This is a genomic window from Mesorhizobium sp. B3-1-7, from assembly GCF_006439385.1.
Lineage (GTDB): Bacteria > Pseudomonadota > Alphaproteobacteria > Rhizobiales > Rhizobiaceae > Mesorhizobium.
Window position 1 is genome coordinate 26,387 of record NZ_VFTL01000043.1, and the last position, 13,124, is coordinate 39,510.

At 64.4% G+C, this 13,124-nt stretch carries 14 protein-coding genes; 2 read left to right on the forward strand and 12 right to left on the reverse strand.

What is annotated here, in order from left to right; all coding sequences use genetic code 11:
• Positions 1-18: 18 nt before the first annotated feature.
• The 12 genes from FJ417_RS28265 to FJ417_RS28320 all read right to left on the reverse strand — a co-directional run bounded on the left by FJ417_RS28265 (position 19) and on the right by FJ417_RS28320 (position 10,855).
• Positions 19-774 (reverse strand): amino acid ABC transporter ATP-binding protein, encoded by a 756-nt coding sequence (locus FJ417_RS28265; RefSeq protein ID WP_140709475.1) that lies wholly within the window; start codon positions 772-774, stop codon positions 19-21.
• Between the two features lie 13 nt (positions 775-787).
• A complete protein-coding gene (locus FJ417_RS28270; protein ID WP_140785712.1) occupies positions 788-1,867 on the reverse strand; it encodes an amino acid ABC transporter permease in 1,080 nt (359 codons plus the stop codon).
• Positions 1,868-1,870: 3 nt separating this feature from the next.
• Positions 1,871-3,034 (reverse strand): ABC transporter permease subunit, encoded by a 1,164-nt coding sequence (locus tag FJ417_RS28275; RefSeq protein WP_140785713.1) that lies wholly within the window; start codon positions 3,032-3,034, stop codon positions 1,871-1,873.
• 102 nt (positions 3,035-3,136) lie between these two features.
• The gene (locus FJ417_RS28280) at positions 3,137-4,171 is read right to left on the reverse strand and encodes an amino acid ABC transporter substrate-binding protein (RefSeq protein WP_140654345.1); all 1,035 of its coding nucleotides are present in this window, start codon (positions 4,169-4,171) and stop codon (positions 3,137-3,139) included.
• A gap of 88 nt (positions 4,172-4,259) precedes the next feature.
• The gene (locus tag FJ417_RS28285; protein ID WP_140654347.1) at positions 4,260-5,207 is read right to left on the reverse strand and encodes a LysR substrate-binding domain-containing protein; all 948 of its coding nucleotides are present in this window, start codon (positions 5,205-5,207) and stop codon (positions 4,260-4,262) included.
• 77 nt (positions 5,208-5,284) lie between these two features.
• Positions 5,285-6,034 (reverse strand): SDR family oxidoreductase, encoded by a 750-nt coding sequence (locus FJ417_RS28290; protein WP_140654349.1) that lies wholly within the window; start codon positions 6,032-6,034, stop codon positions 5,285-5,287.
• An 11-nt stretch (positions 6,035-6,045) separates the two neighbouring features.
• Entirely contained in the window at positions 6,046-6,756 is a 711-nt protein-coding gene (locus FJ417_RS28295; RefSeq protein WP_140654351.1) for an SDR family oxidoreductase, read from the reverse strand.
• A 295-nt stretch (positions 6,757-7,051) separates the two neighbouring features.
• Positions 7,052-7,840, reverse strand: coding sequence for a FadR/GntR family transcriptional regulator (locus FJ417_RS28300; RefSeq protein ID WP_140654353.1), 789 nt, complete (start codon positions 7,838-7,840; stop codon positions 7,052-7,054).
• A 152-nt stretch (positions 7,841-7,992) separates the two neighbouring features.
• The gene (locus FJ417_RS28305; protein ID WP_140696701.1) at positions 7,993-8,340 is read right to left on the reverse strand and encodes a RidA family protein; all 348 of its coding nucleotides are present in this window, start codon (positions 8,338-8,340) and stop codon (positions 7,993-7,995) included.
• Positions 8,341-8,350: 10 nt separating this feature from the next.
• Positions 8,351-9,157, reverse strand: coding sequence for an SDR family oxidoreductase (locus FJ417_RS28310; RefSeq protein WP_140785714.1), 807 nt, complete (start codon positions 9,155-9,157; stop codon positions 8,351-8,353).
• Positions 9,150-9,965: a shikimate dehydrogenase gene (locus FJ417_RS28315; RefSeq protein WP_246687571.1), complete on the reverse strand. Its 816-nt coding sequence runs from the start codon at positions 9,963-9,965 to the stop codon at positions 9,150-9,152. The genes FJ417_RS28310 and FJ417_RS28315 overlap by 8 nt, the downstream gene beginning before the upstream one ends.
• Entirely contained in the window at positions 9,965-10,855 is an 891-nt protein-coding gene (locus FJ417_RS28320) for a 2-hydroxy-3-oxopropionate reductase (RefSeq protein WP_140785715.1), read from the reverse strand. The genes FJ417_RS28315 and FJ417_RS28320 overlap by 1 nt, the downstream gene beginning before the upstream one ends.
• Before the next feature lie 110 nt (positions 10,856-10,965).
• Here FJ417_RS28320 and FJ417_RS28325 point away from each other — a divergent pair, with 110 nt between their 5' ends.
• Positions 10,966-11,730, forward strand: coding sequence for an aldolase/citrate lyase family protein (locus tag FJ417_RS28325; RefSeq protein ID WP_140785716.1), 765 nt, complete (start codon positions 10,966-10,968; stop codon positions 11,728-11,730).
• A gap of 8 nt (positions 11,731-11,738) precedes the next feature.
• Positions 11,739-12,956, forward strand: coding sequence for an FAD-dependent oxidoreductase (locus FJ417_RS28330; protein WP_140785717.1), 1,218 nt, complete (start codon positions 11,739-11,741; stop codon positions 12,954-12,956).
• The last annotated feature ends 168 nt before the right edge of the window (positions 12,957-13,124 follow it).

Here is a 13,124-nt window from a genome sequence, read left to right on the forward strand (position 1 = left end):
ACAGTAAGGCCGTACGGCTCAATGACCCAGGACCTGCGACAGGAATTGTCGCGTGCGCTCGTTCCGGCAAGAGGTGAAGAACTCCTCCGGCGGCGCCTCCTCGACGATCTCTCCGCCGTCCATGAAGACCACCCGGTCGGCGACACGCCGCGCAAAGCCCATCTCATGCGTGACGCAGATCATCGTCATGCCGTCGGAGGCGAGCGTCACCATCACGTCCAGCACCTCCGATATCATTTCCGGATCGAGCGCCGAGGTCGGCTCGTCGAAAAGCATGATCTGCGGCTGCATGCAAAGCGCCCGCGCAATCGCCACACGCTGCTGCTGGCCGCCGGAGAGCTGGCCGGGAAACTTCATCGCCTGCTCGGGGATGCGGACCTTCTCAAGATAGCGCCGGGCAGTTGTCTCCGCTTCCGCGCGCGGCAGCTTGCGCACGATCATCGGCGCGATCATGCAGTTCTCCAGCACCGTCATATGCGGGAACAGGTTGAAGTGCTGGAACACCATGCCGACTTCGCGCCTGATCCCGTCGATGTTGGCGACATCGTCGTTGAGCTCGGTACCGAGCACAGTGATGCGGCCGCCATCGTGCTGCTCGAGCCGGTTGATGCAGCGGATCATGGTGGACTTGCCGGAGCCGGAAGGACCGCAGACGACGATCCTTTCGCCCCGCCCGACGGACAGGTTCACCTTCCGCAGCGCATGGAATGTCCCGTAGTGTTTGTCGAGGTTTTCGATGCGGACCGCCGGTCCGGAAGCTTTGCCCGGATTCATGTCTACCGCCTCCTCACCGTTCGCCGACCGACATGCGGCGCTCGAGGAAGGCGCCGTAGCGGGACAGGCTGAAGACGAAGACGAAGTAGATGAAGGCGATAAAGGCGTAGACCTCGACATAGGCGAAGCGCCATTCGCCGGTGCCGTAGGCGGCGTTGCCGGAGGCCAGGATCTCGAAGAAGCCGACGATGACCACCAGCGAGGTTTCCTTGAACGAGATCACGAACTGGTTGATCGTCGCCGGCAGCGCGTTGCGCATAGCCTGCGGCAGAAGGATGCGGCCGATGCGCTGCCAGTAGCTCATGCCGAGAGCCATGGCGGCTTCTTCCTGTCCCGCCGGCACCCCTTGCATGCCGCCCCGCACGATCTCGGCCTGGTAGGCCGAGAAGAACAGGGCGGAGCCGAGGATGACCCGATAGAGCTTGTCGCCCACCAGCCATTGCGGCAGCGCGAAGGGCAGGACGATGGCGAAGGTGAACAGGATCGAGATCAGCGGCAGCGATCGGACCCCGTCGATGATGAGCGCGGTGGTCCGCGATATCCAGGGAAGCTCCGAGCGCCGCAGCAGAGCTAGGCAGATCGCCAGCGGGAAGCCGATCAGGCAGGTGGTGACGAAGATGAAGAGGGTCAGCGCCAGGCCGCCCCAGGCTTCCTCGCCGACATAAGGCAGTCCAAGCACGCCGCCCTTCATCAGCATATAATAGAGGGCCGTGCCTGCTCCCCAGACGAACGCGATGCGGCGGCCCGTCCAGAAGGCCGGGATGCAGCTCAGCACCGTCATCACCACGACGGCCACACAGGCAAGTGCGGAGCGCCATTGCTCCTCGAAGGGATAGAGGCCGAAGAGGATGATGCGCCACCTTGCCGCGATGACCGACCAGCAGGCGCCGGCCGCCGCCTGGCAGGCCTCCGGTCCGCCGCTCGTCGTGAAAACGGCCGAGAAGACCGCCCAGTTGAGCAGCTTCCAGACGACGAAAGCCAGGATCGCCAGCGAGATCAGCGACAGCAGCGCCTGGAGCGGCGTCGCGAAGAAGCGGCGCTTCAGGTCTTCGACCTTTCCCGGGGCAGGGGGAGCGACAACGACCATCTCCATCTCTCACGCCCTCAGTTGATTGCCCTTCAGGGCAATGGCTTTGTTGATGCGGTTGAAGATGGCGGCAAGGCTGAGGTTGATGGCGAGGAAACCCGCCATCAGGATGCCGATGGTTTCCAGCGTCTGGCCGGAATGGTTGATGGTCAGCGCCACGATCATGAAGAAATCGGTGAAGCCGACGGCGATGCCCATGGTCGTCGCCTTCATCAGCCAGACATACTGGTTGGCGAGGATCGGCAGCATGGCGCGCAGCGCCAGCGGCAACCGCACAAGCGTGAACACGCGCCAGGGGCTCAAGCCCAGCGAAAGCGCCGCTTCCATCTGGCCTTTGCCCACCGCCTTGAAGCCGCCGCGCACGATCTCGGCGATGTAGGAACCGCCATAGATGGCGATGGCGATCGCCAGCGCGGAAAACTCCGGCGGAATACGCAGGCCTCCCTTGAGATTCAGGCCTTGCAAGGCGGGGAAGTCGAGAAGTGGCAGGTCCGGCAAGCGACCGAGCGCCAGGATGACGGCGGCGGCGGCCAGCGCCGTCGCCGCCGCGGCCAGTTGAATGCCGAGCCGCTCGCCGAATGGTCGGCTAAGGCGCGACGTCCTGCCCAGCCAGACGGGAAGCGCGATTGCCGCGATCACGGCAAGTATCGCCGCCGCAAACGCGATGGCCCCGACATTGGGGATCGGCAAGTAGAGGCCGCGGCTGGTCAGCAGCATGCCGAATGCCTCATGCGCGGCGCGCGGCGTCGGCAGGTGCGTGATGACGGCGTACCAGAAGAAGACCTGGAGGATCAGCGGGATGTTGCGGAAAATATCGACATAGGTGCGGCCAAGCAGCCGCGCCAATTCGTTCGAGGACGTTCGTGCCAGGCCGACGATCGTTCCGACCAGCGTCGCCAGCATCAGCCCGACGGTGCCGAGGAACAGCGTGTTGATGATGCCGATGAGGAAGAACCACCAATAGGGATCGTTGGCCGTGGCGGGCAGCAGCGAGAAGTTCACGTCCCAGCCCGTTGACTTGTAGAGGAAGTCGAAGCCGGAGGTGATCCCTTGCTCGGCAAGGTTGCGCCGGGCGATGACCACGCCGGCGAGCACAAGCGCCGTAAGCGCGCCGACATAGAGAACCTGCAACAGCGCGTTGCGGACCTTCTGATTTCTCAGCAGGCTGACCATCGACCTATCTTTCTCGAATTGCTGCCGGCTCCGCCCGGCGCAAGCCAAGCGGAGCCCAGAGCAGGATAACTTCAGACGCGGATCAGTCGATCACCAAGGGGATCAATCGATCACCAGCGGGAACAGGACGCCGCCATTGTTCCACAGGTTGGTCAGCTCGCGATCCATCTTGTAGGGCGAATCCTTGCCGAGATCGCGATCGAAGATCTCGCCGTAATTGCCGACCTTCTTGATGACGTTGTAGGCCCAGTCGTCGGAAAGCCCGAGACCCTTGCCCATGCCCGGCGTGACGCCGAGGAATTTCGCCACCTGCGGCGAGGTCGGCTTGGCCTTGATCTCGTCGACATTCTTGGAGGTGATGCCTTCCTGCTCGGCGAAGATCAGGGTGCTCAGCGTCCAGTTGGCGATGTCCACCCAGTTGTCGTCGCCTTGGCGCATGATCATCACCTCGGGCTCGACCGCGAGCACGTCGGGCAGGATCACATGATCTTCGACCTTGCTCTTGGCGATGCGGGCGATGGCCAGCGTCGGACCCCACTGCGCATAGAGATCGCAGCGGCCGGAGAAATAGGCTTGTTCCAGCTCTTCGGTCTTTTCGATCAGCACCGGCTCGAGCTTGATGCCGAGCTTCTGGGCGTAGGCGGCGACCTGCTGCTCCTGCGAGGTGCCGGCGGGGATGCAGATCGTGCCACCATTGGCGTCCTTGAGCGACTTCAGGTTCAGCTCCTTATGCGCCATCACCTTGGTGGTTCCGAGGTAATAGGACATGGAGAATTGCAGGCCGAGCTCGGTGTCGCGGCTGAGCGTGCCGCCCGAGGCCTTGATGATGATGTCGACGTCGCCCGACTGGAGCGACGGCCAGCGCTGCGCCCAGCTGATCGGAACGATCTTCAGCTTCGCCGGATCGCCGAACACGGCCGTGGCCACCGCCTTGCAGAGGTCGATGTCCATGCCCTTCCAGTTGCCCTTATCGTCCACCTCGGCAAAGCCGAGATAGGAGCCGTCATGGCCGGTGCAGTTGAGCACGCCGCGCGCCTTGACGGTTTCGAGCGTCTTGCCGCCGGCGGCTTCAGCGGGTGCGGCCAGATGAACGAGGCCCAGGGCCATAGCGGCGGCCCCCCATTTGATCATTTTCATTTTGATTGTCTCCACTGTTGAGGTTGTTCCGTTTCTTGTTGTTGGAGCCCGTAGGATGCCTTTCGGAGCTCGGTCTCTAAGCCGCTTGTCAGTCGGAAAGCGGGGTCGGTTTCGGCAAGGAGATCTTGAGGTCGCTGCGCCAATCCTCCTGGGCTAGCCATCGATGGAGCGCGGCCACAGCCTTCACACGCAGATGCCCACGCGGGACGACGAGGTAGAAGCCCGGGACTTCTTCCGGCTTCATATCGGCGATGGCGTCGCGGCCGATCGGCGCGACCAGCGCGCCGGAGCGAAAATCCTCCTCGGCGTCGATGACGGAGACGAGGCCGACGCCGATGCCCTGCAAGGTCGCACGGCGCATCGTCGCCGCGTCGTCGAAGCTGATGCTGCGGTCGCCGTCGGTCAGCTCCACGCCGAGGTGCCGCAATATGTCCGGCCACAGGCGCTTCGACTTGACCGTGTCGAGCAGCGTGAAACGCGTCAGGTCGTGGGCCGACTTGATCTTCTCGCCGATCGCCGGCGTGCAGCAGATAATCTTCGGGTCAGGCACCAGCAGCGTGACCTCGTAGTCGGGCCAGTTGCCGTAGCCCCACTGTACCGTCATATCGATATCGTCGCGGCCGAAGTCGGGCAGGTCGACCATCGTGGTCAGGCGCAGGTCCGCTCCCGGCAGCATCTCGCGGAACAGCGAAAGCCTTGGCAGCAGGTAATGCGTCGCGAAATACGGGCTCGCATTGAGGTTGATGCGGTCGCGGTAGTTCGACTTGGTGACGCGGCGCACGCCTTCGGAGAACTCGTCGAAGCCCGCCTTGACGTAGTGCGAGAGCAGGATCGCCGACTCGGTCAATTCGATGGACCGGCCCCTGCGCTCGAACAGCGTCACCTGAAGCGTGTCTTCCAGCAGCTTGATCTGCTGCCCGACCGCCTGCGGCGTGACCAGGAGCTCGTCGGCCGCCTGCCGGAAGCTCTTGTGCTGCGCGACGGCGTGGAAGACGCGAAGCGCATTCAGCGAAGGAAGGCGAAGCTTGCCGGTCATGGTAATTCCGCCTCCTTCGTTCGAGCTCCGTCGATCATGCACTGCCATATGTCCAGCGGCGCCAGGCCGCCGGGACGCTATGCGTAGATGTAACCGCCTGAAACGATTACGTTTTCTCCGGTCATGTAGGTGTTCTTCGGGCCGCCGGTCATCAGTACCCATTCGGCGATCTCGGTGGGCTCGGCGCCACGGCCGAGCGGACTTGCCTTGGCCAGTTCCTCGAGGAAGCCGAGTGCCTTGGCCTTCTCGGTGGCCATGCCGGCCGGCGCCACGGAGTTCACCAGGATGCCGTCCTTGGCGGCATAGTGCGCGAAGGACCGCGTCAGGCTGACGACGGCTGCCTTCGTTGCAGCATAGTGGGCGTTCTGCGGATGCGCCTTGAAGGCGTCGACCGAGGTCAGGTTCACGATCCGCCCGCGCACATGATCCTTCGGCTCTTGCGCCTGCATATGGCGGACTGCCGCCACCATCATATGGTAGGTGCCCTTGATGTTGATGCCGTTTGAGGCGTCCCACTCGGCGTCGGTGATCTCGAGCAGCGGCCGACGCGGATAGATGGCGGCGCAGTTGATCAGCGTGTCGACGCGCCCGAGCTTGGCCACGATGGCGTCGAAGGCGGCGTGGCATTGCGGACCGACCTGGATGTCGCCAGTCGCCGCCGCGGTCGGCAGGCCCTTAGCCTTCGCCGGTTCGAGCGCGCCCTCCGCGGCCTGCTGGTTGATGTCGATGATGCCGATCTTTGCCGCCCCGGCCTCGACAGCCATCTTGGCCAGGAGCGCGCCGAGGCCGGCGCCGCCACCAACGATCAGAACGGAAAGATCCTTCATTGCAGTTTTCCCTACTTGGTGCCGCTGGGCGAGGTCGGCCAGGTCGGCATGATGTCGAAACGGGTGACGTCGGCCCATGCCGGCAGCGCGAGCACCGCGACGACCATCCGGGCCACGTCGTCGGGCTGCACCACCTTGCTGGCGTACATGGCGGCGCGCGCCTTGGCGTCGAGGATGTCCTGGTAGAGCTGCGTCTCGACACGGCCGGCGACGATCTCGGTGACGCGCACGCCGGACGGGGAGAGGTCGGCGCGCAGCGCGGCGGCAAAGCCGGAGATCGCAGCCTTGGTGGCCGCATAGACGGCAATGTTGGAGAATGCGGCGTGGCCCGCGACGGAGCCGGTGAACAATATGTGGCCCGACTGCCGCTCGCGCATCTGCGGCACGACGAGGCGGGTGAGCAGGATCGCCGCGCTGAGGTTCACCTCCAGCGTGGTGTCGATGTCGGCGATCTTCATGTCGGCGAAATTGCCGAGCGGCGGCATGATGCCGGCATTGTTGATCAGCACATCGATGGTGAGATCCGCCAGCACCGCTTCCAGCGCCTCACGATCGGTGACGTCGACGGCGATGGGGACGATGCCCGGGCGCTCGGCCTGCAGGTCTTTCAGCGCCGCCTGGCTGCGGCCGGCCGCATAGACGTCGTAGCCGGCGTCGCTCAGCGCGATCGCCATCGCCCGTCCCATGCCGCTCGTCGCTCCGGTGATGAAGGCTGTCGTCACTTGGGCTTCCCCATTTGCGGCTTCCCCATTTGCCTGGTTTTCAGTGTGCGGCGCGGGCCGACGCCGCGAAACCAAGAAAACCAGCAAAAAGGAAAGATAAACTTTCGAAAGCCTTGCTGCCGACCGGAATATTCCAACCTTCCGGTGCGGCGGAAAATGCAGACAGCCCAAGGAAAACAACGTTTTCAGCGCGCGGGAGCGGGCCATTGGCCGCAAACCGAGAAAAAACACGGCTTTCGCGAACGACTGGCTTGGCGCGCGGCGGCGGGGGCGAACGACATCGAAGCCGGCCAAACTATCCGGCTGTCGGCAAGGGCTTTCTCAGGTCGGTGAAAAGCGAGGCGGCGGCGGCTTTCTGTTCTGCTTCGGTGGCCTCGATGCCCGAAGCTTTCGCCAGCGCGCGCACACGTCCCAGGCTGTTCTGCAGATGCTTGCGCATCGCCTGGCGGGCCTTGCTTGCGTCCTGCCTTTCGATGGCATCGACGATCGCTTTGTGCTCGCTGTGGATGCGCGCGTAGTAGCTGTCCTTGAGCGCGGGCTCGACCACGTAGCCGAGCTGGAATCGCGGCACGATCATCGGCCCGAGATAGCTCAAGAAGCCATGGATGAATTCATTGCGCGCAGACTTGGCGATGGCGAGGTGGAAATCATAGTCGTAGTGGATCTGGACGGCGGCGGGGTCCGCATGCCGGGCGTCGATCTCATCCATCATGGCGCGGATGTCGCTTGCCTCCTTGTCGGTCCGCCGTTCCGCGCAGAGCCCGGCGGATTCCACTTCGACGCTCAATCTGAGCTCAAGCAACGCGATGGTCTCCGGCAATGTCCGCAGCGCCTCCTCCGGAATCGAGAAATTGCGCGGCGCGGGCGTTTCGCTGACGAACATGCCGCGCCCCTGTTGCGGCACAACCATGCCCTCTGAGCGCAGCCGCGCCACCGCCTCGCGCACGACGGTGCGACTGACGTCGTATTCGGCGCAAAGTTCCGCCTCTGTCGGCAGTTGAGCGCCGGGAAGCAGCGATCCGGAGCGGATCTTTTCGGACAGGCTCTCCGCCACGACGGTGGACAGCGGCTTGCGCTTCGTCATCAGTCTCCCCTAGAGCAATTCCAGGAAAAGTGTGTAGCGGTTTTCCGTCGGGAATTGCGTAGAAACAAAGAGATAGAGCGGTTCGGCGTTTCCGTGAAACGCTGAAACGCTCGACCCAGATTCGGGGATGATGCCCGAACCGGCAGGACCATTCAAACCGCCGCGGTGACGATCAGTTCGACCAGCATGCCGGGCTTGGCCATCCGGCCTTCGCCGGAGGATCGCGCGGGCGCGTGCTCCTTCGGCATCCAGGCGTCCCAGACCGTGTTGACCTCGTCGAAATCGCGCACGTCGTCCAGCCACATCTGGACGTGGAGGATGCGCGTCTTGTCCGTGCCTGCCTTGGCAAGCAGTGCGTCGATCTTGCCGAGCACCTCGCGCATCTGGTCGGCCGCCGATTGGCCGGGCCGGGCGACCTGGCCGGTGAGGTAGAGCGTCCCGTTGTGGATGACGCCGTGATGGATGCGGGTGTCGAAGTCGAAGCGCTGAATGTCGCTCACTTGTTCTCTCTCAGATTGCCGGTGCCTGCCGGATGGGGTTGCCTTGCAGGTACTGCGCGTATGGCGCCTGCACGAGCCAGCCGGCATCGACCGGAAGCGTGACGCCGGTGATCGACGCGGCGCGGTCGGAGCAGAGGAACAAGGCAGCCTCGGCGACGTCGCGCGGCTCGACGAAGCGGCGCAGCGCAGTCGTAGCCTGGATGGCTTGCGGGTTGCGCTCGCCCTTGGCGATCTTTGCCTTCAGCCCGTCCGACAGCGTGTAGCCGGGCGCCACGGCATTGACGCGAACACCATGCGGGCCGAGCTCGGCGGCCAGCATTTGCGTCAGCGCCAGGACAGCATGCTTGCCCGGCGTGTAGGCCGGCAGCGACAGTGGCGCGAAAGAGGCAAGTGAGCCGACATTGAGGATCGCGCCGCGCCCGGCAGCCGACATCAACCGGCCGAACACCTGGCAGCCGAGCAGCGTGCCGCGATAGTTGATGCGCCACATCCGCTCGTCTTCGTCGAGATCCTGGTCGAGAACGTGCTTGCCGCTTTGCAGGATACCGGCGCAGTTGACCACGACCTGTGGCGTGCCGAACGCATTGCTGACGTCTCGCGCCAAGCCTTCGACCGAGGCGGGATCGGCGACATCGGTTTGTACGAAAAGAGCGCGCGGCGCGCCGGCACTCTCGCAAGCGTCGGCGGCTTCCTTGCCTCGGACGGCATCGCGGCCGGCGACGACAACCTGATAGCCGGCCCCGGCGAAGCGCTCGGCGATCGCGCGGCCTATGCCGGACGTGCCGCCGATGACGACGGCGGTCGGTGCGTCAGCCATTGCGGCGATCCTTGCGCTCGATGTCGAAGAATTCGGCCATGGCCTCGACCTGGAAATCCATCATCGGGCGTCCCGGCTGGATGCGGCAGCCGATCTCCTTTGCCGCCTTGAGCAGCGCCGTCTCGGCCGGCTCCATGATGATGTCAACGACCGTCATCTCCGGCGTCAGCTTGCTGACGTCCATCGGCAGCGGGTCGGTGGCCTTCAGCCCGGACGGCGTGGCGTTGATCGCCATATCCATGCCGGACGGATCGGGTCCTCCGACCTCGATGCGGCAGTTGGGAAAAGTCTTGCCGACCAGCGAAGCGAGCTTTTGCGCGCGCTCCTTGTCGATGTCGGCCAGACGGATTTCCGCCGCGCCTTCTTCGGCAAGGCAGTAAGTCAGCGAGGCGCCCGCGCCGCCGGCGCCGACCTGGAGGATGCGCTTGCCGGTGATCCGGTGTCCGCCGGCCTTCAGTCCTTCGATGAAGCCGACGCCGTCGAAATTGTCGGCATACCAGGTGCCGTCCGCCTGCCGCCGGACGGAATTCGCGCTCTGCACGCGCGAAGCGCGATCATGGGCGGCGGCGCATTTGTGGAAGACCGGAACCTTGTACGGCACCGAGATGATCACGCCCCGGATGTTCTCGGCTGCCGTGATGCCGGCCCAGAACGTGTCGAAATCCTCCGGGCGGCAACTCAGCGGCACCATCAGGCTGTCGAGCCCCTTCTGCTCGAAGATATCGTTGAAGATGCCGGGGCTTTTCGCATGGCCTACGGGATGGGCCAGCATGACGAAAACATCGGCCTTGCCGGTTCCGCGCATCATTATTCCTTTCCGTTTGAGAGTTCGTGATGACTGAGGATTTCGAGGGCTCGAACGAGTGAAGAATGGTCGGCCTCCGCGCCGCCCGCCCGGGCCGAACAGGCATTCATCAGCTGCTGCGCTGCTGCCGTTCCCGGCAAGGCCACGCCGAGCGCGCGGGCGCTTTCCAGCGCAAGATTGAGATCCTTCTGATGCAGCCGGATACGAAAACCCGGCGCGAAGCTGCGGGCGATCATCCGTTCGCCATGTACCTCCAGGACCCGTGACGAGGCGAAGCCACCCATCAGCGCGCCGCGCACCTTGGCCGGATCGCAACCGGCCTTGCTGGCGAAGACCAGCGCCTCGGCGACGGCCTCGATGTTGAGCGCGACTATGATCTGGTTGGCAATCTTGCAGGTCTGGCCGGCGCCGTTGTTTTGCCCGATCAAGGTGATGTTCTTGCCGAGCTTCTCGAAGATCGGCAGCGCGCGCTCGAACTCGGCGGCCGGCCCGCCGACCATGATGGTGAGGCTGGCCGCCTTGGCGCCGACCTCACCGCCGGAGACCGGCGCATCGAGATAGCCTGCGCCTGCCTGCCTTATCTTCGCGGCGAAGCCGGCCGTGGCGATCGGACTGATCGAGCTCATGTCGATGACCAGCTTGCCGGCCGAAATTCCTTCCAGCACGCCGTTCTGCCCGAACAGGACGCGCTCGACGTCGGGCGTGTCGGGCAACATGGTGATGACGAACTCGGACGCCCGCGCCACCTCGGCGGGAGAGGCAACCACCGATGCGTCGAGGGCCTCCGGCAGGGGAGAGCGGTTGAGGACGGTGATGATCTCATGCCCGGCATCGGCGAGATGCCGAGCCATCGGCGCGCCCATGACGCCAAGTCCGATGAAGCCGATTTTCATACGCAACTCCCATGCGGCGCCGGAGCGCCTTGCAGCTCAAGCTAGGCATATGATATAGGACATCATACAAATTTCAATGCACCTTCTTCACGACTGGAGACCGATCGCACATGCAGGAGCGCATTAATTCGCTGAAGGCGGCCGTACAGGCCGGCCGGGCTCATATCGGCATCTGGTGCTCCCTGGCCTCGGCGCTCACCACCGAAGTCGTCGCGGGCTCCGGGGCGGGCTGGCTGCTGATCGACGGCGAGCACAGCCCGAACGACCTGCGCAGCATCATGGCGCAGCTGCAGGTCGTGGCGGCGTTTCCTTGCGAAGCCGTGGTGCGCCTGCCATCCGACGATCCCAATCTGATGAAACAGGCGCTGGATGTCGGCGCCCGCAGCCTGATGATCCCGAATGTGCGCACGGCCGAGCAGGCGCGCGCAATCGTCGCGGCGATGACCTATGCGCCGGGCGGCTTCCGCGGTTTCTCGGTCGGCCACCGCGCCAATGCTTTCGGTCGCATCGCCGGCTACCACGCCAAGGCGCGCGAGCAGCAATTGCTTGCCGTGCAGATCGAGGACGAGGCCGGTGTGGCGAACGCCGCCGAAATCGCGGCGGTGGACGGTGTGGACGTTCTGTTCGTCGGGCCGGGCGACCTCTCCACCAATATGGGCGCGATGGGCAATCCTGGCGCCGGGCCTGTGCAGGAGGCGATATCGTCGGTACGCAAGGCCGCCGCCTCGGCAGGCAAGGCCAGCGGCATCCTGGCTCCCGTGAAGGCCGATGCGGACCGCTACCTCGCCGACGGCTTCACCATGGTGGCGGTCGGTTCCGATCTCGGCTTGCTGGCGCGGGGTTCGGACGCCCTGGTCGCCTCGTTCAATCGGTAGGCATAATCATGGCAATCCCCCCTTACAAAGCACCGTCGCGCAACGCCTATGACATCGTCATCGTCGGCGGCGCGGTCGTCGGCTCGTCGACGGCCTATTGGCTGAGCCAGGCGCTGGGCAGCGGCGCTTCGATCCTCGTGGTCGAGCGCGACTCAAGCTACGAATTCTCCTCGACCGCGCTTTCCACCAGCGCGATCCGCCAGCAATATTCCAATCCGATCAATGTGAAGATCAGCCAGTTCGGCATCGAGATCATCCGTGGTTTCCAGGAGCGGATGGCCCCGTTCTACACGAACGAGCCGGCGCCCGATCTCGGCTTCAAGGAGCACGGGTATCTCTATTGCTGCTCGCCCGAGGGTGTGGAGGCGGCGCGCGAACGGGTCGAGCTGCAGCGCAGCCTCGGCGCCCATACCGTCTTCCTCGAACCGGGCGCCTTGAAGGAACGTTTTCCATGGCTGAATGTCGACGATCTCGGCGGCGGTTCGTGGGGCGCTCGCGAAGAGGGCTGGTTCGACTCCATGGGCATGTTGAACGGCTTTCGCCGCGCCGCTCGCGGCGGCGGTGTCGAATATATCGACAATGCCGTGACGGCGCTGGACGTCGTTGACGGGCGGGTCGTCTCGGTGCGGCTCTCGACGGGCGAGACGGTCGCTTGCGGAACGCTGGTCAACGCGGCAGGTCCGCGAGCCCAGCAGGTCGCCGCCATGGCCGGGCTGTCCATTCCGGTCGCGCCCTACAAGCGCTACAGCTTCGTGTTTGCCAGCGCCAATGCGATCCCGGGCCGCATGCCCAATGTCATCGACCTTTCAGGCACTTTCGTGCGGCCGGAGGGCGAGCTTTTCCTCACCGGCAACACGCCGCAGGGCGACGGGCCGGCCGACTACGACGACTTCGAAATGCATTTCGAGGAGTTCGACGACCGTATCTGGCCGGCGCTCTGGCACCGCATCCCGGCCTTCGACGCGCTGAAGGTGCAGACGAGCTGGACCGGCCATTACGAATACAACATGCTCGACCACAACGGCATTGTCGGCTTCCACCCGCAAGTGAAGAACTTCATGTTCGCCAACGGCTTTTCGGGGCACGGCCTGCAGCAGTCGCCGGCGGTCGGCCGTGCGGTGTCGGAGCTGATCGTCCACGGCGCGTTCCAGACGCTGGACCTTTCGCCATTCTGCTACGAAAGGATCGCGCGCAACGAACCGTTCCTCGAGGAAGCGGTGATCTAGAACCATCAGATTGCCGGATATCGCAAATCTACGGGCAGACAGACAGGGAACGAATTGCAGCACGCCTGAGCGAGGCGTTCGCTGCCAATGCAAGGTCGTTACAGCGGGACGCCATCAGATAATCCGCGCGGCCAGACGCCTGGCCCGGTAGTTCAGGATTGCGGCAGT